19 protein-coding genes and 1 tRNA gene are annotated in these 17,283 nt (G+C 72.2%); 7 read left to right on the top strand and 13 right to left on the bottom strand.

Annotated elements, in window-relative coordinates:
- Nucleotide 1 precedes the first annotated feature (1 nt).
- The 5 genes from LMU33_RS10060 to LMU33_RS10040 all read left to right on the top strand — a co-directional run bounded on the left by LMU33_RS10060 (nucleotide 2) and on the right by LMU33_RS10040 (nucleotide 5,337).
- Complete coding sequence (locus LMU33_RS10060) at nucleotides 2–1,177, top strand: amidohydrolase family protein (protein WP_228619303.1); 1,176 nt, start codon at nucleotides 2–4, stop codon at nucleotides 1,175–1,177.
- Between the two features lie 7 nt (nucleotides 1,178–1,184).
- Nucleotides 1,185–1,721: an NUDIX hydrolase family protein gene (locus tag LMU33_RS10055; RefSeq protein ID WP_228619302.1), complete on the top strand. Its 537-nt coding sequence runs from the start codon at nucleotides 1,185–1,187 to the stop codon at nucleotides 1,719–1,721.
- Nucleotides 1,722–1,904: 183 nt separating this feature from the next.
- Nucleotides 1,905–2,699: a COG4705 family protein gene (locus LMU33_RS10050; protein WP_228619301.1), complete on the top strand. Its 795-nt coding sequence runs from the start codon at nucleotides 1,905–1,907 to the stop codon at nucleotides 2,697–2,699.
- Nucleotides 2,700–2,858: 159 nt separating this feature from the next.
- Complete coding sequence (locus tag LMU33_RS10045) at nucleotides 2,859–4,193, top strand: PP2C family protein-serine/threonine phosphatase (protein WP_228619300.1); 1,335 nt, start codon at nucleotides 2,859–2,861, stop codon at nucleotides 4,191–4,193.
- 115 nt (nucleotides 4,194–4,308) lie between these two features.
- Nucleotides 4,309–5,337 (top strand): MASE1 domain-containing protein, encoded by a 1,029-nt coding sequence (locus LMU33_RS10040; RefSeq protein ID WP_228619299.1) that lies wholly within the window; start codon nucleotides 4,309–4,311, stop codon nucleotides 5,335–5,337.
- A 28-nt stretch (nucleotides 5,338–5,365) separates the two neighbouring features.
- Here LMU33_RS10040 and LMU33_RS10035 read toward each other — a convergent pair.
- Nucleotides 5,366–5,442, bottom strand: a tRNA-Pro gene (locus LMU33_RS10035).
- 125 nt (nucleotides 5,443–5,567) lie between these two features.
- Between LMU33_RS10035 and LMU33_RS10030 the strand changes: the two genes are divergently transcribed.
- Complete coding sequence (locus LMU33_RS10030) at nucleotides 5,568–6,275, top strand: thiamine pyrophosphate-binding protein (protein ID WP_228619298.1); 708 nt, start codon at nucleotides 5,568–5,570, stop codon at nucleotides 6,273–6,275.
- A gap of 32 nt (nucleotides 6,276–6,307) precedes the next feature.
- Nucleotides 6,308–7,222 (top strand): transketolase family protein, encoded by a 915-nt coding sequence (locus LMU33_RS10025; RefSeq protein WP_228619297.1) that lies wholly within the window; start codon nucleotides 6,308–6,310, stop codon nucleotides 7,220–7,222.
- Nucleotides 7,223–7,413: 191 nt separating this feature from the next.
- Here the strand turns inward: LMU33_RS10025 and LMU33_RS10020 are convergent, their stop codons facing one another.
- From LMU33_RS10020 to LMU33_RS09965, 12 genes are all read right to left on the bottom strand, one after another.
- Nucleotides 7,414–8,697: an MFS transporter gene (locus LMU33_RS10020; protein ID WP_228619295.1), complete on the bottom strand. Its 1,284-nt coding sequence runs from the start codon at nucleotides 8,695–8,697 to the stop codon at nucleotides 7,414–7,416.
- A 94-nt stretch (nucleotides 8,698–8,791) separates the two neighbouring features.
- Nucleotides 8,792–9,151, bottom strand: a complete 360-nt coding sequence (locus tag LMU33_RS10015; protein WP_228619294.1) for an MmcQ/YjbR family DNA-binding protein — start codon at nucleotides 9,149–9,151, stop codon at nucleotides 8,792–8,794.
- 30 nt (nucleotides 9,152–9,181) lie between these two features.
- Nucleotides 9,182–9,712, bottom strand: coding sequence for a GNAT family N-acetyltransferase (locus tag LMU33_RS10010; RefSeq protein WP_372477913.1), 531 nt, complete (start codon nucleotides 9,710–9,712; stop codon nucleotides 9,182–9,184).
- Entirely contained in the window at nucleotides 9,709–10,293 is a 585-nt protein-coding gene (locus LMU33_RS10005; RefSeq protein ID WP_228619292.1) for a helix-turn-helix domain-containing protein, read from the bottom strand. Before LMU33_RS10005 ends, LMU33_RS10010 begins: the two co-directional genes overlap by 4 nt.
- A 76-nt stretch (nucleotides 10,294–10,369) precedes the next feature.
- Nucleotides 10,370–11,743 (bottom strand): B12-binding domain-containing radical SAM protein, encoded by a 1,374-nt coding sequence (locus tag LMU33_RS10000; RefSeq protein WP_228619291.1) that lies wholly within the window; start codon nucleotides 11,741–11,743, stop codon nucleotides 10,370–10,372.
- Between the two features lie 36 nt (nucleotides 11,744–11,779).
- A complete protein-coding gene (locus LMU33_RS09995; RefSeq protein WP_228619289.1) occupies nucleotides 11,780–12,682 on the bottom strand; it encodes a LysR family transcriptional regulator in 903 nt (300 codons plus the stop codon).
- Nucleotides 12,683–12,713: 31 nt separating this feature from the next.
- Complete coding sequence (locus tag LMU33_RS09990) at nucleotides 12,714–13,907, bottom strand: glycine C-acetyltransferase (RefSeq protein WP_228619287.1); 1,194 nt, start codon at nucleotides 13,905–13,907, stop codon at nucleotides 12,714–12,716.
- Between the two features lie 38 nt (nucleotides 13,908–13,945).
- Complete coding sequence (gene tdh, locus LMU33_RS09985) at nucleotides 13,946–14,974, bottom strand: L-threonine 3-dehydrogenase (protein WP_228619285.1); 1,029 nt, start codon at nucleotides 14,972–14,974, stop codon at nucleotides 13,946–13,948.
- A gap of 190 nt (nucleotides 14,975–15,164) precedes the next feature.
- Nucleotides 15,165–15,737 (bottom strand): GAF domain-containing protein, encoded by a 573-nt coding sequence (locus tag LMU33_RS09980; protein ID WP_228619284.1) that lies wholly within the window; start codon nucleotides 15,735–15,737, stop codon nucleotides 15,165–15,167.
- A gap of 85 nt (nucleotides 15,738–15,822) precedes the next feature.
- Nucleotides 15,823–16,422, bottom strand: coding sequence for a GTP-binding protein (locus LMU33_RS09975; RefSeq protein WP_228619282.1), 600 nt, complete (start codon nucleotides 16,420–16,422; stop codon nucleotides 15,823–15,825).
- Nucleotides 16,400–16,771 (bottom strand): DUF742 domain-containing protein, encoded by a 372-nt coding sequence (locus LMU33_RS09970; RefSeq protein WP_228619280.1) that lies wholly within the window; start codon nucleotides 16,769–16,771, stop codon nucleotides 16,400–16,402. The genes LMU33_RS09975 and LMU33_RS09970 overlap by 23 nt, the downstream gene beginning before the upstream one ends.
- Nucleotides 16,772–16,773: 2 nt before the next feature.
- Complete coding sequence (locus LMU33_RS09965) at nucleotides 16,774–17,208, bottom strand: roadblock/LC7 domain-containing protein (RefSeq protein WP_228619279.1); 435 nt, start codon at nucleotides 17,206–17,208, stop codon at nucleotides 16,774–16,776.
- Nucleotides 17,209–17,283 lie beyond the last annotated feature (75 nt).

The raw sequence follows: 17,283 nt of genomic DNA, 5'->3' as shown, positions 1-17,283 counted from the left end.
CATGGCCACGCCGGGACCGGTCCACGAAGCCCTGGCCGAGCTGGAGCTGGTGGACCACCACTGCCACGGCGCCGTGACGGCCGGCCTCGCGCCCGAGGAGTTCGCCTCGCTGCTGACCGAGGGCGGGGCCTGGCCCGGCGTCTCGCCCTTCGACACCCCGGCCGGCGTGGCCGTACGCCGCCACTGCGCGCCCCTGCTGGACCTGCCCCGGCACGCGCCGCCGGCCGACTATGCGGCCCGCCGCGCGGAACTGGGCCCGCAGGAGGTCAACCGCCGCTTCCTGCGGGCCGCGGGAGCCGGGGTGTTCCTCGTGGACACCGGCTACGCCCCGCACCCGCTCACCACCCCGGCCGAGCTGGCGGAGGCCTCCGGCGCCGCCGCGTTCGAGGTCGTCCGCCTGGAGCAGGTGGCGGAGGCGGTGGCCGCGGGGGGCGTCGAGCCGGGCGAGTACGCGGCCCGCTTCCGTGCCGCCGCCGAGGACGCCGTACGCCGGCCGGGCGTGGTGGCGGTGAAGTCGGTGGCCGCCTACCGCACCGGCTTCGCCCTGGACCCGCTGCGCCCGGCGGACAGCGAGGTGACCGAGGCGGCCCGGCGCTGGCTCGCGGACGGCGGCCGGCTCACCGATCCGGTCCTGGTGCGGCACCTGCTGTGGACCGCCGTGGACCTCGGCCTGCCGCTGCAGCTGCACACCGGCTTCGGCGACGCCGACCTGCGACTGCACCACGCCGATCCGGCCCTGCTGACCGACTGGCTGCGGCTGACGTCCGGCACGGTCCCGGTGCTGCTGCTGCACTGCTGGCCGTACCACCGCCAGGCCGCCTACCTCGCCGCGGTGTTCGAGCAGGTGTACCTGGACGTGGGGCTCGCCCTGCACCACACGGGCCCGGCCCGCTGCCGGGCGGTGCTGGAGGAGGCGCTGGAGATCACCCCGTTCCGGAAACTGCTGTACAGCTCCGACGCCTACGGGGTGGCCGAATTCCACCACCTTGGCGCCCTGTGTTTCCGGCAGGGGCTCGCCGGTCTGCTCCAGGCCCGCGTCGACGCCGACGAGTTGAGCCTGCCCGACGCCCTGCGGATCGCGGCCTGGACCGGCCGCGACAACGCCCTGCGCCTCTACGGACCGCCCGTATCCGACCCGGCCCGCGATCCCAGCGGACGCCCCACCCGGAAAGTATGATCAAGCAATGTCTGACATGACCGAGACGACGCCCGGCTGGCTGAGCAGCGACGAGCTGGAAATGGCCAGGGCCCGGATGCCGATCCTGTACGTCGAGGCCGTGCCCGTGCGCGTGGACGACAGCGGCGAAGTCACCAGCATCGGTGTGCTGCTGCGGATCGGCCCGGACGGGACGGTCAGCCGGACCCTCGTGTCCGGCCGTGTCCTGCACCACGAGCGGGTCCGCGACGCCCTGCTGCGCCACCTGGAGAAGGACCTCGGCCCGGTGGCGCTGCCCCGCGTCCCCCCGTCCCTGCAGCCGTTCATGGTGGCGGAGTACTTCCCCACGGCGGGCATCACGCCCTACCACGACCCGCGCCAGCACGCGGTGTCCCTCGCCTACATCGTCCCGGTCACCGGCGACTGCCGCCCCCGGCAGGACGCGCTGGACCTCGTCTGGTTCAGCCCGCAGGAGGCCGCCTCCCCGGCGGTGCAGAGCGAGATGCCGGGCGGGCATGGGGTACTGCTGAAGCAGGCGCTCGCGCACGTGGGTCTGAGCTTCTGACGCCGGCGGCCGCCTGACCTGCCTGCCTATCAGGCCGGTCAGGCCGCCGACCAGGGGTTTCCCCGACGCGTTCAGGTTGCGTTCAGGTCCGCGGCGGCCCGTGGCAACAGCTGCACCAGAAGCCCCAAAACAATGGCAAAGGCATCTGGGACAAGGTCAGTTGTGCGTGCGAAGGTGCGGACCATGAGCACAGAGCACGTCCTGGACGACCGCCCCCGCGGGCACGTACGCGCGCGCATACGTGAGAGCGCGAACAAGGTGCCGGAGGTCACCGTCTACTTCTGGATCATCAAGGTCCTCACCACCGGCATGGGCGAGACCGCCTCCGACTTCCTCGCCCACCTGCTGGGCCCGATCCCCGCGGTCGGCCTCGGCGGCCTCGCCTTCGCCGCCTCGCTCCTGCTCCAGTTCGCCGTCCGCCGCTACGTGGCCTGGATCTACTGGACGGCGATCGTCATGGTCAGCGTGTTCGGCACGATGGCCGCGGACGTGCTCCACGTCGGCCTCGGCGTCCCGTACACCCTGTCCACCCCGCTGTTCATGATCGCCCTGGCCGCCGTCTTCGCCCTGTGGTACGCGTCCGAGCGCACCCTGTCGATCCACTCCATCCGCACCCGGCGCCGCGAGCTCTTCTACTGGGCGGCCGTCCTCGCCACGTTCGCCCTCGGCACCGCGGCAGGCGACCTCACCGCGACGATCGGCCTCGGCTACCTGGGCTCGGTCGCCCTGTTCGCCGTGGCGATCTGCGTGCCGGCCTTCGCCCACCGCGCCGGCCTGCTGGGCGCCGTGACCGCGTTCTGGACGGCGTACGTCATCACCCGCCCGCTCGGCGCCTCCCTCGCCGACTGGATGGCCCTGCCCGGCACCCGGGGCGGCCTGGGCTGGGGGCTGGGCCCTGTGACGCTGTCCTGGACGGTGGCCATCCTCGGGCTGGTCGGCTACCTCGCCGTGTCACGCCAGGACGTCCGAACCGCCTGAAGCCACCCGCAGCACGCGAAGGGGCCTCGCTCGGCAGCGCCGGCGAGGCCCTTTCCCTGTCGTTCCGGCCGCCGTCATACCGCCATGCCAGGGCGCCGATGCCACAATCGAAGTGATGCTGCCGTCCCGCATGGACCGGGGTCGTGTCAGGAGGCCGGAATGGCGGGAGACAAGGCAGGGAGACAGCCGAGCCAGCCGTACCTCCCCGACCTTCACATACGTCTTCGCTCCGAGCTGGGCCGGATCGACGAGCAGCTGCGTGCCCTGCTGTCCTCCATGGACCGGCTGCAGGGCCTGCTGGACGCGGTGGTGGCCATCAGCCGTGAGGTGGAACTGCCGGCGGTGCTGCACCGTATCGTGACGACCGCCATGAACCTGGTCGGCGCCCGCTACGGCGCCCTGGGCGTGCTCGACGAGTCCGGGGAACAGCTGAAGCAGTTCATCGCGGCAGGAGTGTCCGAGCGGGAACGCGAGGCTCTGACCAGGGCCGGACTGCCCCGTGGTCTGGGCGTCCTCGGCCACCTCATCCACAACCCCGCCCCCCTGCGGATCGACGACATCCAGGGCCATCCCGCCTCCGCCGGATTCCCGGCCGACCACCCGCACATGCACACCCTGCTCGGCGTCGCCATCACCGTGCGCGGCGAGATCTACGGCGACCTGTACCTCTCCGAGCGGATCGACGGACAGGCCTTCGACGTGCACGACGAGAACGTCGTCATCGCCCTGGCCGGCGCCGCAGGCATCGCGATCGAGAACGTCCGCCTCTTCGAACAGATTCGCCTCGGAGCCGAGCAGTTCCAGCGGCTTCTGCTGCCCACCCTGCCCGACTTGCGGCCCTTCACCGCCGCCGCCATCTACCGGCCCGCCGCCGAGCCGAGTCAGCTCGGCGGGGACTGGTACGACGCCATCCCCATGCCCGGCAACGTCGTGGCGATCGTCATCGGCGACGTCGTCGGCCACGATCTGCAGGCCGCGGCCGCCATGGCCGCCACCCGCAACATGCTGCGCGCTCTCGTGTTCGACCAGAGAAGCCCGCCCGGCGCGGTCCTCGCCCAGCTCGACCGGACGCTGGAGATGATCACGAACAATCGCGTCACGACCACCACCCTGGCCCGCATCGAACCGGAGGGATCGGGCTGGCGACTGCGCTGGAGCACCGCGGGTCACGTTCCGCCGCTGCTGATCACCCGTGAGCACAGCGTGGTCTATCTGCTCGCCGAGCCAGGACTGCCGCTCGGCGTCGACACCGAGCAGCCCCGCCCGGACCACACCCGCCTCCTGCCCCCGGAGGCCACCGTCGTCTTCTACACCGACGGGCTGATCGAGCACCCCAGCCACCCCATCGACGAGAGTCTGAGCGAACTCGCCGGTCTCGCCGCGCTCCATGCCGCCCTCCCCCTGCCGGAGTTCGTCCAGGCACTGGCCGACCAGCACCTCAGCGACGGTCACGACGACATGGCCATCCTCGCCCTGCGCACCCCATCCGCCTGACCCCTTCGGGGCACCCCGCTCGGTGCCGCTCACCGGCGGGTCGGCCTGCCGTGGAGGATCCGGGGGATCCGGCGCATGATGGTCTTCGGGGCGATGTCAAGCCGGAGGTCGCCCGATGTCTGTCGCGCGGCGTCAAGGGGTCCGGCACGGTGCTGCGGACTTCCTGGGGATCTGTGTCATCGCCGCGCTGTACTACGGCTCGGCCAGGCTGGGGCTGCTCCAGCAGCTGGTGCGCGGACAGGTCACCCCCTTGTGGCCGCCGAGCGGTATCGCGGTGGCGAGCCTGCTCCTGCGCGGCCCGCGGGTCTGGCCGGGTATCGCGCTCGGCGCGTTCCTGGTCAACATCTCGCTGGGGCCGTCGCTCCCGGCCGTGCTCGCCATCGCGGCAGGGAACACCCTCGCGCCCCTGTGCTCCTACGTTCTGCTCCGCCGTACGGGCTTCCGCGAGGACCTGGACCGGCTGCGGGACGCGCTCGCACTGATCTTCCTCGGCGCGTTCACCGGGATGCTGGTCAGCGCGACGACGGGCAGCGGAACCCTGGTCCTCGCCGGGGTACTGAACACCGGCGACTTCTGGCCGACGTGGTCGGTCTGGTGGACCGGCGACGCGATGGGCGTCCTGGTGGTCACACCGGTCCTGCTGGTCCTGCGACGGGTACGCCGGCCGGGGAACGCCCGGCCGTCCCGGTGGGCGGAGGGTCTGCTGCTCGCGGCGGCCACGGCCTGCGCCGGATTCCTCATGACCAGCCACGCGCCCCTGCTGTTCCTCGGCTTCCCGCTGCTGATCTGGGCGGCCTTCCGCTTCCAGCTGGCCGGGGCCGCGCCCTGCGCGCTGGCCGTGTCGACCTTCGCGATCATCGCCGGTGCCCAGAGATCGGGCCCGTTCGCCGGTCATGACCTGCTCACCAAGATGATCACCCTGCAGGCCTTCAACGGTTCTGCCGCGCTGACCGCGCTCCTGCTCGCGGCGGTCATCAGCGAGCGGGCGCAGACCCAGCGGGAGATCGCGCGGGCCTGCGCGCAGCTCGCCGGCATGGCGGCCAAGATCGCCACCGGCAACCACCACCCGATGGTCCCCGACGCGGAGCGCGAGACGGAGCCGGCAGACCCGCAGACACCACAAAGGCCGTCCCCTCATCCCTGAGAAGACGGCCTCCGACCGGCAGAAAAGCTGGTCGGGACGACAGGATTTGAACCTGCGACCCCTTGACCCCCAGTCAAGTGCGCTACCAAGCTGCGCCACGTCCCGGTGCCGTTTGACCTGGGGTTTCCCCGGTCGAAACGCGCAGGGAAACAATACCGCACTCGGCTCGGTGGTCGCGCACCGATTTCCCGGTTGACCTCAAGCTTGCTTGAGGTTGCACGATCGTGAATATGACGATCACAGCGGACGAAAACCGCACGTACGGCTACGAAGACCTGCCGGGCCTGATGAGTCTGATGACCGGCGACGAGAAGCACGGGCCGGCGGCCACCTCCACCCTCGACGTGCTGTGGGTGCTCTACGACCGGGTGCTCCGGGTGACGCCGGAGCGGCTGGAGGATCCGCTCCGGGACCGGTTCCTGCTGAGCAAGGGGCACGGTCCCATGGCGTACTACGCCGTGCTGGCCGCGAAGGGATTCGTGCCGGTGGACTGGCTGCCCGGGTTCGGGTCGTACGACTCCCCGCTCGGGCATCACCCGGACCGGGTGCTGGTGCCGGGTGCCGAGATCGGCAGCGGCTCGCTCGGACACGGGCTGCCGATCGCGGTGGGCAGCGCGCTGGGGCTGCGGGCTCAGGGGCTGCACGATCCGGCGGTCTGGGTGCTGATCGGCGACGCCGAGCTGGACGAGGGCAGCAACCACGAGGCGATCGCCTTCGCCGGGCCCGCCGGACTGGAGCGGCTGCACACGGTCGTGGTCGACAACTCCTCCGCCAGCCACGCCCTGCCCGGCGGGATCGCCGCCCGGTTCGAGGCGGCGGGCTGGTCGGCGGTGACCGTCGACGGACGCGATCACGAAGCGCTGTACGCCGCGTTCACCGCGCCGCATCCCGGACGGCCGCACGTGGTCGTGGCCCGCGTCGAGCCGAAGAACCTCTGACTTTCACCGCTCCTTGGAAAGGGCTCAGCTTCATGGACACCATGCGTGACCGTTTCGCCCCCGTCGTCTCCCGGCTGCTGGAGGAGGACCCGCGCGTCGCGGTGGTCCTCGCCGAGATCGGCAAGGACGGCTTCCGCGAGGCGATGGCCCGGCATCCCGACCGGGTCGTCAACGTCGGCATCCGCGAGCAGTTGCTGGTCGGAACGGCGGCGGGGCTGGCGCTGACCGGGCTGCGCCCCGTGGTGCACACCTTCGCCAGCTTCCTCGTGGAACGGCCGTTCGAGCAGGTCAAGCTGGATCTCGGGCACCAGGACACCGGGGCGGTGCTGGTCAGCGCGGCCGCCTCGTTCGACTGGCCGGCCGGCGGCTACACGCACATGGCGCCGGGCGATGTGGCGCTGCTCGACACGCTGGACGGCTGGACCGTGCATGTGCCCGGGCACCCCGACGAGGCCGAGACACTGCTGCGCCACGCGGTCGCCGCGGGGGACGACAAGGTGTACGTACGACTGTCCGTGCAGGCCAACCGGCAGGGGCAGCTGATCGACGGCAAGCACCTCGTCACCGTCCGGGAGGGCCGCCGGGGTGTGGTCCTCGCCGTGGGGCCGATGCTGGACTCGGTCCTCGCCGCCACGGAGGGCCTGGATGTGACCGTCCTGTACGCGACGACCGTACGGCCCTTCGACGCGGCCGGCCTGCGCCGGGCCACGGAGGCGGCCGGCACCGATGTCGTCCTGGTCGAGCCGTACCTCGCGGGCACCTCGACGACCGTGGTGAGTGAGGCCCTCGCGGACGTGCCCCACCGGGTCCTGGGTCTCGGCGTCGGACGCCGCGAGCTGCGCCGCTACGGGACGGTTGAGGAGCACGTGGCCGCGCACGGGCTGGACCCGGTGGCCTTGCGCGAGCGGATCGGGCGGTTCACGGCGCCCACCCACCGGGCCGGTTGAGCGCCGTACGCGGCTGCGGGTGCGTCGGGGCTGGTCGCGCCCGCGCGGCGGAGCCGCTTGATTGATACAGCCCCGCGCCCCTAGGGGGTTGCAGTCGCCGCACCTGCATGCGCACCGGCACCCCGCCAGCGCGGGCAAGCGACCCAGCCCCCGGCCGGCACCAGCTCAGGGCACCTGCACAGGCCCAGCGCTCAGCGCGCGGGGGCGTCCGCCCGGACCAGGTTCCGTATCGCCGGAACCACGAGCAGGGCCACGGCCACCGCCAGGCTGGCCCCGGCGGAGATCAGCAGGACATGCCCGGTGCCGAGCGCACCGGCCGCCGGGCCCGCCAGGGCCTGGCCGACCGGCATCATGGCGAGGGAGCCGGCCACGTCGTAGGCGTGGATGCGGTTGAGGACGTCCGGCGGGACCTGGGTCTGCACGCTGGTCGCCCACATCACGCCCCAGAACGACATCCCGGCGCCCGCCACGGCCGCTCCCGTCGCCATCGCCGGCACGCCGAGGCCCGCGCCGACGGCCGCGGGGAAGCCGAAGAAGGCGAACAGGGAGAGCGCGCCGGCGCGGAGCATGCGGCGGGGCCGCAGCCGGAGGGCGAGCAGTCCGCCGACGACCGTGCCTGCGCCGAGGGCCGAGTTGACCAGGCCGTAGGCGCGTGGGCCGTGCCGCTGGACGACCTCCGTGGCGACGAGGGGGACGGTCGGGCCCCAGACGGCGATCATGTACAGGCACCAGACGGCGATCACCCCCCACAGCCAGGTCCGGGATCTGAACTCCCGCCAGCCCTGGACCAGATCGGCCCGGAAGGCACGCATCCCGCGGCCGGTGGCGGCACCGGCGCCCCCGGGGAGCGGGGGCAGCCGGAGCAGCAACAGGCACAGGGCGCTCGTCGCGTACGTGGCGGCGTGCGCGGCGAACACCCCGCCGGGCGAGGCGAAGCCGACCAGGAACCCGGCGACGGCAGGGCCGGCGAGCTGGGCGGCGGACTCGGCGATGCGGACCGCGCCGTTGGCGCCCTGGATGTCGGCAGCCAGCCGGGGCACCGTACTGGCCACGCCCGGCTGGAACACCGCGCCCGCCACGCCGTTGGCGAAACCGATCGCGCAGATCTGCCACAGCACCACATGCCCGGCGAAGAACAGGCCCGCGGCGAGGGACTGGGTGACGAGCCGGACGAGGTCGGCGCCGATCATCAGCCTGCGGGTGCTGAACCGGTCGGCGATGACCCCGCCGAAGACGACGAGACCGGCGAACGCCGCCGCCGTCGAGGCCATGGCGAGGCCGACCGCGCCCGCGCCGTACCCGTGTTCCAGCAGGCCCGCGGCGAGGGCCACGGGCAGCATGGTGTCGCCGAGGCGGGCGACGGCCCGGGCCACGAAGAACAGGGCGAAGTCCCGTGACCAGACGGCCCGCCCGCCGGCCTCGGCCCCACCCGCCCCGCGCGTGCCGACATCGTGCCGTGAGTCCGTTCCCGTCATCGCGGATGCTCCCTCCCCGTCGCCCCCTGCGGTGCCGCGCCCCTCTGCGCCGCGCGGGATCATGCCACGCCCGGCTCGCGCCCACTGGGAATTTTCACTCCGCGGGCGGCAGCCCCAACTCGGGGTGGGCGTCGAGGAGTCGGGGCGGTGCGGCTTGGCGCCAGGAGTCGGCGAGGACGGCCCGCAGCTCGTCCTCGTCCTCCAGTGCGGCGAGTCTCGCTCTGACCCAGGCGAACTGGGCCTCGTGGTCGGCGATCCAGAACTTGTCCGGCTCGGCCAGCACCAGTTCGTCGCGCTCCTCCTTGGGGCAGCGCACGGCGATGGACGTCTCGTCCTCGGGCAGGGTCGCGAACATCTTCCCGGCCACCCGGAACGTGGGCATGCTCCAGGCGATCTTCTCCGTGGTGTCCGGCAGGGACAGGGCGATACGGCGTACGTCTTCGGCATCCGGCATGCAACGCACCGTAGCGCCTGCCACTGACAGTCACCCGGTGGGCGGCTCCAGCCGCTTGTAGTACAGCGTCGTCGGCCGCAGTTCGCCCGCGGGACTCTCCGCGTAGTCGGGGATGAGGCCGGCCCGGGTCCAGCCGGCCGAGCGGTAGAGGTGCTCGGCGGGGCTGCCGGTCTCGGTGTCGAGGTGGAGCAGGGTGATGCCGGCGGCCGCGGCGGCGGACTCGGCGGTGGCGAGGAGGAGGCGGCCGAGGCCCTGTCCGCGCGCGGAGCGGTGCACCATCAGTTTCACCAGTTCCGCGCGGTGGCGGCTGTTCGGCTTGTCGGGGTAGGCCAGGCTCACGGTGCCGATCGGCCGGCCGGTGCCGTCGAGTGCCGCCCAGACGGCGAGCCGGCCCGCCGCCGTCGCCTCGGCCCGCTCCCGCCACCAGGCGGTGGCCTCCTCGTGCGTGAGCGCCGCGAGGAAGCCGACCGAGGCGCCGCCGGACACGGTGTCGGTCAGCAGTGCCGCCAACTCCCCCGAGCGCCGCCGTACTTGCGCGGCGTTCCAGTGCTCCACCCTCACGGCCGCACCACCGCCAGCACATACCGTGCCTCGACGGGGCCGGCGCAGCGGAACCGGGTCGGGCCGAAGACGCGCATCCGCAGGCAGTCTCCGGGGTCCAGGTGATGGACCTGCTCCCCGTCGGTCACCTCCAGGGCGCCGTCGAGCACCCACAGATGCTGTTCCAGGCCGGTCACGGGCGGTCGGTCGTAGGCGATGTCGGCGCCCGGCGCGAGCCGGCCCTCGACCAGTTCGCCGCGGAGCCCGGCGTGCGGCGGGGACACGGACCGCCGCACGAACCCGGAGCCGCGGTCCTCCCAGACCTGCTGGTCGGCGGCCCGGACCAGCGGCGCGGGTGCCGCCTCGACCTCGCTGAGCAGCTGGGACATGGTGCGGCCGTAGACATGGCAGAGCCGGTTCAGCAGGGCGGCGGTGGGGCTGATCTCCGCCCGTTCGGCGCGCGACAGGGTGGACCGGCTCACCCCGCTGCGCTCGGCCAGCTCCCCCAGGGACCAGCCGTGCTCGGCGCGCAGCTCGGCGAGGCGGGCACCGAGCCGGGCGTCGACGGGGTCCGGGGCCGATGCGACATCATCCTGTTTCACATCAGGGATGCTATCCCATATCTGAAACGGCGTGCGCCACGCGTGCACCGCGCTGCCTCTCTCCCACGTGCCTTCCTCATTCCCGCCCGCCGAACGCCGCCAGCGTCCGCTCGAGCATCGGCAGCGCCCGCACCACCCGGCGGGAGCGGATCAGCAGGTCCCAGGCGGGCTCGAACTTCTTCCAGCCGCCCGCGTAGGCCAGGTGCCGCAGCCGTTCCTGCCGGCCCGGCTGGGCCGCCGAGCCGCGCCAGATGCTGGACCAGCGGTAGAAGTCGCGGTAGGCCCGCCAGTAGCCGTCCTCCAGCTGACGCGGTGTCATGCCCTTGGGCCGGTAGACGACATGGCGGGTGTCGTAGAGGTCCCAGTCGCGGTGCATGATGCGCCCTTCGGACTCCAGTTGCTGCCACAGCCCCGTCGACGGGTACGGCGTCATGATGTGGAAGGTCGCCGTCTCGATGCCCTGCTCCACGGCCCAGTCCACGGTGCGGTCGAAGACGTCGGGGCCGTCCTGGTCGAGCCCGAAGACGAAGCTGGCGTTGACCATCACCCCGGCCTCGTGCAGGCGCCGTACCGCGGCCGCGTAGTCGGTGCCGATGTTCTGGTTCTTGCGCCGTTCGGCGAGGTTCGCGTCGTTGACCGTCTCGAAGCCGACGAACAGACTGCGCAGCCCCGCCTCCACCGCCCGCTCCAGCAGGCCGGGCCCGAGCACCGAGTTGACCGTGCCCGCCGCCTGCCACAGCCGGCCCATCCCCCGCATCCCGTCGAACAGGGCTTCGGCGAAGCGCCGGTTGCCCAGCAGGTGGTCGTCGAGGAAGTAGAGGTGGCGGCCGGGCAGGCGGTCGATCTCGGCGAGGGCGTCGTCGACGGCCTGGGTGTAGAAGGACCTGCCGCCCTCGAAGAACGCGTCCTTGTAGCAGAAGTCGCAGTGGTGGGGGCAGCCACGGGACACCACGATCGAGTTGGGCACCAGGTAGAGGTCTCGCTTGATCAGGTCGCGGCGCACCGGCGGCAGTCCGGCGAGGGTGCGCCGGGTGGAGTCGTAGCGGCGGGCCGGTGCGCCGTCGCGGAAGTCCTTCAGGAACAGCGGCCAGGTGTCCTCGCCGGGCCCGGTGAAGATCGTGTCGGCGTGGGCGGCGGCCTCCTCGGGCAGCGAGGTGACGTGCAGACCGCCCATGGCGACATGGACGCCCCGGCCCCGGAAGTGGTCGGCTATCTCGTAGCTGCGCCGGGCCGAGGTGATGTACGGCTGCACCACCAGGAGGTCGGGGGTGTCCAGGGCCGCCGGGTCGATGCGCTCCACGTGTTCGTCGTAGAGCGTGACCTCGTCGTCCGGGTCGAGGTAGCCGGCCAGGGTGGCCAGGCCCAGCGGCGGGAACAGCGAGTACTTGATGGGCCTGAACAGCGGACTGGTCGCTTCGGTCAGAGCCGGGAGGATCATCGTCACACGCATGACCTCCCAGACTGCGTGCGGCCGATGGCCGGTTCCCTACCCCCCGGCCGCCTCCCGCAGCGCGTCCAGCACCGGGCGGATCAGTGGGTGCCCCTCGGCACCGCGGCGTACGGCGGCGAAGACGCGGCGGGTCGGAGCCACGCCGTCGACAGGGCGTACGACGACGCCGGTGAGGTCCATGCCGTTCAGCGCGGAGCGCGGTACGAGGGCCACGCCGGCGTCGGCCGAGGCGAGCGCGACGACCGCGCGGAAGTCGTCGGAGGAGTGCTCCAGACGGGGCTGGAAGCCCGCGCTCTCGCAGGCCAGGACGACCACGTCGTGGCAGGGATTGCCGGGGTACGGACCGATCCAGGGGTCCTTGGCCAGTTCGGCGAGGGGGACCTCGGCGGCGTCCGCGAGACGGTGGCCGACGGGTACGACGGCGTCGAACGGCTCGGCGTAGAGCGAGACGTGGGTGAGCCGGGGGTCGTCGGCGGCCGGGGCGCCCCGGTACTCGACGGCGACCGCCACGTCGACCTGCCGGTCCAGGACCATGGGCAGGCTGGCGTCGCCCTCGGCGTCCTGGACGCGGATGCGGATGCCGGGCGCGGTGTCCGCGAGCCGGGCCACGGCCGGGGCCACGACCTGGGCGATGCCGGTCGCGAAGGCCGCCACGGTCACCGTGCCCGCCTCGCCCGAGCCGTAGGCGGCCAGCTCCGCCTCGGCCCGCTCCAGCTGGGCGAGGACCGCGTTGGTGTGGTTGAGCAGGATCTCGCCGGCCGCGGTGAGCCGTACGCCCTTGGCGCTGCGCTCGACCAGGCGGTGGCCGGTCTCCTGCTCCAGGGCCGTGAGCTGCTGGGACACGGCCGAGGGGGTGAGGTAGAGGGCGGCGGCCGCCGCGGTGACCGTGCGGTGGTCGGCCACCGCACGGAGGATGTGGAGCCGCCGTGCCTCGATCATGCGGTCAATTATCGCAAGGCGTCCGCCCTGCTCAGGCCTCCAGCTCGGCGCGCGCGGCGACGAAGGCGTCCACCGCGCGGTTGACGTCCCCGGTGGAGTGTGCGGCGGACAGCTGGACGCGGATGCGGGCCTGGCCCTGCGGGACGACCGGGTAGGAGAAGCCGATCACGTACACGCCGCGCTCCAGCAGCAGCTCGGCCATGCGGCCCGCCTTCGTCGCGTCGCCGATCATCACGGGGGCGATGGCGTGCTCGCCGGGGAGGATGTCGAAGCCCTCCTCGGTCATGCGGCGGCGGAACAGGGCGGTGTTCTCGCCCAGCCGGACCCGCAGGTCGTCGGCGGACTCCAGCAGGTCGAGGACCTTCAGGGAGGCGGCGGCGATCACCGGGGCCAGGGTGTTGGAGAACAGGTACGGGCGCGAGCGCTGGCGCAGCAGGGCGACGATCTCGGCGCGGGCGGCGACATAACCGCCCGAGGCGCCGCCGAGGGCCTTGCCGAGGGTGCCGGTGACGATGTCGACGCGGTCCATGACGCCGTGCAGCTCGGGGGTGCCGCGGCCGGTCGGGCCGACGAAGCCGACGGCGTGCGAGTCGTCGACCATGACCATCGCGTCGTAGCGGTCGGCGAGGTCGCAGATCTCGCGCAGCGGGGCCACGTAGCCGTCCATCGAGAAGACGCCGTCGGTGACGATCAGCCGGCGCCGCGCGTCGGACGCCTCCTTCAGCTTCGCCTCCAGGTCGGCGAGGTCGCGGTTGGCGTAGCGGAAGCGGCGGGCCTTGGACAGGCGGATGCCGTCGATGATGGAGGCGTGGTTGAGGGCGTCGGAGATCACCGCGTCCTCCTCGCCGAGGAGGGTCTCGAAGACACCGCCGTTGGCGTCGAAGCAGGAGGAGTACAGGATCGTGTCCTCCTGGCCGAGGAACGCCGAGAGCCGGGCCTCCAGCTCCTTGTGCACCTCCTGGGTGCCGCAGATGAAGCGGACGGAGGCCATGCCGTAGCCCCAGCGGTCCAGGGCCTCGTGGGCGGCGGCGATCACCTCGGGGTGGTCGGCGAGGCCGAGGTAGTTGTTGGCGCAGAAGTTGAGGACCTCGCCGGGGCGGCCGCCGGCGGTGACGTTGACGGTCGCGGACTGCGGGGTGCCGATGACCCGCTCGGGCTTGTGCAGGCCGGCGGCGCGGATCTCGTCGAGGGTGGCACGCAGGTCGTCGCGGACGGAGTCGAACATGGGGGAGCTCTCCTGAAGGTGCTTGCGGATGACGGGAGTTACGCGGTCCAGTCGAGGATGACCTTGCCGCCCTTGCCGCTCGCGGCGTCGGCGAAGGCCGCCTCGAAGTCGCGGTAGCCGTAGCGGCCGGTGATCACGGGGGCCAGGTCCAGGCCGCCCTCCAGCAGTACCGACATCGCGTACCAGGTCTCGAACATCTCGCGGCCGTAGATGCCCTTGATGGTGATCATCGAGGTGACGATCCGGGCCCAGTCGACCGGGAACTCCTGGGCCGGCAGGCCGAGCATGGCGATACGGCCGCCGTGCGTCATGTTGGCGATCATGTCCCGCATGGCCTCGGGGCGGCCGGACATCTCCAGGCCGATGTCGAAGCCCTCGCGCAGGCCCAGCTCCCGCTGTCCGTCGGCGATGGTGGACTCGGCGACGTTCAGGGCGAGGCTCACCCCTATCTTGCGGGCCAGCTCCAGGCGCTCCTCGCTGACGTCGGTGACGACGACGTTGCGGGCGCCCGCGTGCCGGGCCACGGCGGCGGCCATCAGACCGATCGGCCCGGCGCCGGTGACCAGTACGTCCTCGCCGACCAGCGGGAAGGACAGCGCGGTGTGCACGGCGTTGCCGAACGGGTCGAAGATCGCCGCGATGTCGAGGTCGACGGGGACGCGGTGCACCCAGACGTTGCTCGCGGGCAGGGCGACGTACTCGGCGAAGGCACCGTCCCGGCCGACGCCGAGGCCGACGGTGGCGCGGCACAGATGGCGGCGGCCGGCCAGGCAGTTGCGGCACTTGCCGCACACCAGATGGCCCTCGCCGCTGACCCGGTCGCCGATGCGGATGTCGCTCACGTCCCGGCCGGTCTCGACGACCTGCCCGACGAACTCGTGCCCGACCACGAGCGGAGTGCTGATCGCCTGCTGCGCCCAGCCGTCCCAGGCCCGGATGTGCAGGTCGGTGCCGCAGATACCGGTCCGCATGACCTTGATCAGCACGTCACCCGGGCCGATCTCGGGCTCCGGAACGTCCGTCAGCCAGAGCCCGGGCTCCGCCTTCTCCTTGACCAGCGCCTTCACGCGTACGGCTCCTGTGGGTGAGATCCCGGACCTCGGGCATACCGAAGGAGCCCGCACCGGGTCAGAGGGGTGGAATCACCCTGCAATCTGCCGTATGCGCGGGCCGCGGGTCCATCGAGCTTTTCTTAACCGCCGCCTCAGCTTTCCTTCACACCCCAGGTGCCGGGCGGCGAAGGCACGACCTGGCCCGTCACAGGGGCAACCCGTCCTCGGCGCTCCGTTCGAGGCGTACGACGAGATCGGCGGCCAGCGCCTTGATGGTCTCCAGGCCCGATCGGCCCCAGGCCCGGGGCGCGGTGTCGGCCGCGCACACGGTGCCCAGCGCCATGCCGGAGCTGTCGATGAGCGGGGCGCCGAGATAGGAGCGCATGCCGTACTCGTCCACGACGGGGTTCCCGGCGAACCGCGGATAGTCGCGGACGTCCTCGAGCACCAGCGCCTTGCGGCGGACCACCACATGGGGGCAGAAGCCGTGCTCGCGCGGCAGGACCCGGCCGAGCTCCGGCCTGCTGCCGTCCTCCCTCGGCGGCGGGACGGCGGGGACGCACAGGCCCGCGAAGAACTGGTGGTCCTCGCCGACGAAGTTGACCATGGCGTACGGCGCGCCGGTGAGCCGGGCGAGATGGTCCGCGAAGGCGTCCAGCGCCGGATCGGGACGGCTCACCAGGCCGAGCAGGCGCAGTCGGTGGACGCGGGCGGGGGCCTCCTTGTCCTCGGGGGTGAGGAGCAGACCCCGGACCGGCCGGGGCGGCTCGTAGGTCATGACCGGGCTCCTGGCCGTACTGCTGGCCGGGCTGCGGCGCTGTGGGTGTACCTCATATAGGAACTCCGTTGGCGGTAGGGCGGTATCACATGTGGGCGCCATGGCTCGGCGCGGTCGCCGGGGCGTGGGCGAGGAGGTGGCGTACGAGGGTGAGCAGGGTCTGCACGCCGGAGCTGGAGATCCGGGCGTCGCAGCGGACGACGGGGATCCGGGGGTCGAGGTCGATGGCGGCACGCACCTCCTCGGGGTCGTAGCGGTAGCCGCCGTCGAACTCGTTGATGGCGACGATGAATCCGAGTCCGCGTTCCTCGAAGAAGTCGACGGCCGCGAAGCAGTCCTGGAGCCGGCGGGTGTCGGCGAGGATCACCGCGCCCAGCGCGCCCTCGGACAGCTCGTCCCACATGAACCAGAACCGCTCCTGTCCCGGCGTACCGAACAGGTACAGCACATGGTCCGGATCGAGGGTGATCCGGCCGAAGTCCATGGCCACCGTCGTCTCCATCTTGTTCTCGACGCCGTCGAGACTGTCCGTGCCGACACTGACCGTGGTGAGCAGCTCCTCCGTGCTGAGCGGCGCGATCTCGCTGACCGCGCCCACAAAGGTCGTCTTGCCGACCCCGAACCCGCCCGCCACCAGGATCTTCAGCGCGGTCGGGAACGGGTCAGAGCTGTCGTCGTAGTCCATCGAGCACTGCCTCCAGCAGAGACCGGTCAGTAGGTGTGTGGTGGAAGGCGGGGGGCTTGGTGGTCAGGGCCCCGCAGTCGACCAGGTCCGAGAGCAGCACCTTGGTGACCACCGCGGGCAGTTTCAGATGCGCGGCGACCTCGGCGACCGAGACGGGGGCCCGGCTCAGGTCGAGCGCCTGGGCGTGCTCGGGGCCGAGGTAGCCGAGCGGGGTGACGCCGGTGGCCATCACCTGCGACATCAGGTCCAGCGCGATGCTGGGCTCGGTTCGTCCGTTGCTGACCGTGAACGGGCGCACCAGCCGTCCGGCCGCGTCGTCCAGCCAGGGCCCGTCGCCGGCTGCGGCCACGCTCAAGGCCTCGTCGCCGTGGGTTCGACGGCGTGCTGCCGGGGTGCGGTCACCAGGTAGGGGCGGACGCTCTTGACGAGCATCGCCATCTCGTAGCCGAGCACAGCGGCGTCGGCCTCGCGGCCCGCGAGCACGGCCAGGCAGGTGCCGGAGCCGGCGGTGGTGACGAACAGCAGGGTCGAGTCCAGTTCGACGACGACCTGGCGGACGTCGCCGCCGTCGCCGAACCGGACGCCCGCACTGCGGCCGAGGGAGTACAGGCCGGAGGCGAGGGCCGCCATGTGGTCGGCACTGTCGATGTCGAGGCCGTGCACGGACTTCACCAGCCCGTCGCAGGACAGGAGCACCGCGCTGGTGGTATGCGGTACGCGCTGCACAAGGCCGCTCAGCAGCCAGTCGAGGTCGGATGCGTGGGCGGTCGGCGCATCGCTCGCCATGGTGGATCGACTCCTTGGGGTACGAAGGTCGTGGGAGCGCTGGGGGTTGGGGGTGCGTGGTCGTGGTGATGGGGG

The sequence above is a fragment of the Streptomyces barringtoniae genome (assembly GCF_020819595.1).
Taxonomy (GTDB): Bacteria; Actinomycetota; Actinomycetes; order Streptomycetales; family Streptomycetaceae; genus Streptomyces; species Streptomyces barringtoniae.
This window is presented reverse-complemented; position numbering and strand designations above follow the sequence as displayed.

Excerpts from the sequence above, each read along its gene's own strand:
- LMU33_RS10015 (WP_228619294.1), bottom strand. The coding sequence starts at position 9,151 with ATGCCGGATGCCGAAGACGTACGCCGTATCGCCCTGTCCCTGCCGGAC.
- LMU33_RS10045 (WP_228619300.1), top strand. The coding sequence starts at position 2,859 with ATGGCGGGAGACAAGGCAGGGAGACAGCCGAGCCAGCCGTACCTCCCC.
- LMU33_RS09980 (WP_228619284.1), bottom strand. The coding sequence starts at position 15,737 with ATGACCTACGAGCCGCCCCGGCCGGTCCGGGGTCTGCTCCTCACCCCC.
- LMU33_RS10040 (WP_228619299.1), top strand. The coding sequence starts at position 4,309 with ATGTCTGTCGCGCGGCGTCAAGGGGTCCGGCACGGTGCTGCGGACTTC.
- LMU33_RS10030 (WP_228619298.1), top strand. The coding sequence starts at position 5,568 with ATGACGATCACAGCGGACGAAAACCGCACGTACGGCTACGAAGACCTG.
- LMU33_RS09965 (WP_228619279.1), bottom strand. The coding sequence starts at position 17,208 with ATGGCGAGCGATGCGCCGACCGCCCACGCATCCGACCTCGACTGGCTG.
- LMU33_RS09995 (WP_228619289.1), bottom strand. The coding sequence starts at position 12,682 with ATGATCGAGGCACGGCGGCTCCACATCCTCCGTGCGGTGGCCGACCAC.
- LMU33_RS10020 (WP_228619295.1), bottom strand. The coding sequence starts at position 8,697 with ATGACGGGAACGGACTCACGGCACGATGTCGGCACGCGCGGGGCGGGT.
- LMU33_RS10025 (WP_228619297.1), top strand. The coding sequence starts at position 6,308 with ATGGACACCATGCGTGACCGTTTCGCCCCCGTCGTCTCCCGGCTGCTG.
- LMU33_RS09990 (WP_228619287.1), bottom strand. The coding sequence starts at position 13,907 with ATGTTCGACTCCGTCCGCGACGACCTGCGTGCCACCCTCGACGAGATC.
- LMU33_RS10055 (WP_228619302.1), top strand. The coding sequence starts at position 1,185 with ATGTCTGACATGACCGAGACGACGCCCGGCTGGCTGAGCAGCGACGAG.
- LMU33_RS09975 (WP_228619282.1), bottom strand. The coding sequence starts at position 16,422 with ATGGACTACGACGACAGCTCTGACCCGTTCCCGACCGCGCTGAAGATC.
- LMU33_RS10060 (WP_228619303.1), top strand. The coding sequence starts at position 2 with ATGGCCACGCCGGGACCGGTCCACGAAGCCCTGGCCGAGCTGGAGCTG.
- LMU33_RS10000 (WP_228619291.1), bottom strand. The coding sequence starts at position 11,743 with ATGCGTGTGACGATGATCCTCCCGGCTCTGACCGAAGCGACCAGTCCG.
- LMU33_RS10050 (WP_228619301.1), top strand. The coding sequence starts at position 1,905 with ATGAGCACAGAGCACGTCCTGGACGACCGCCCCCGCGGGCACGTACGC.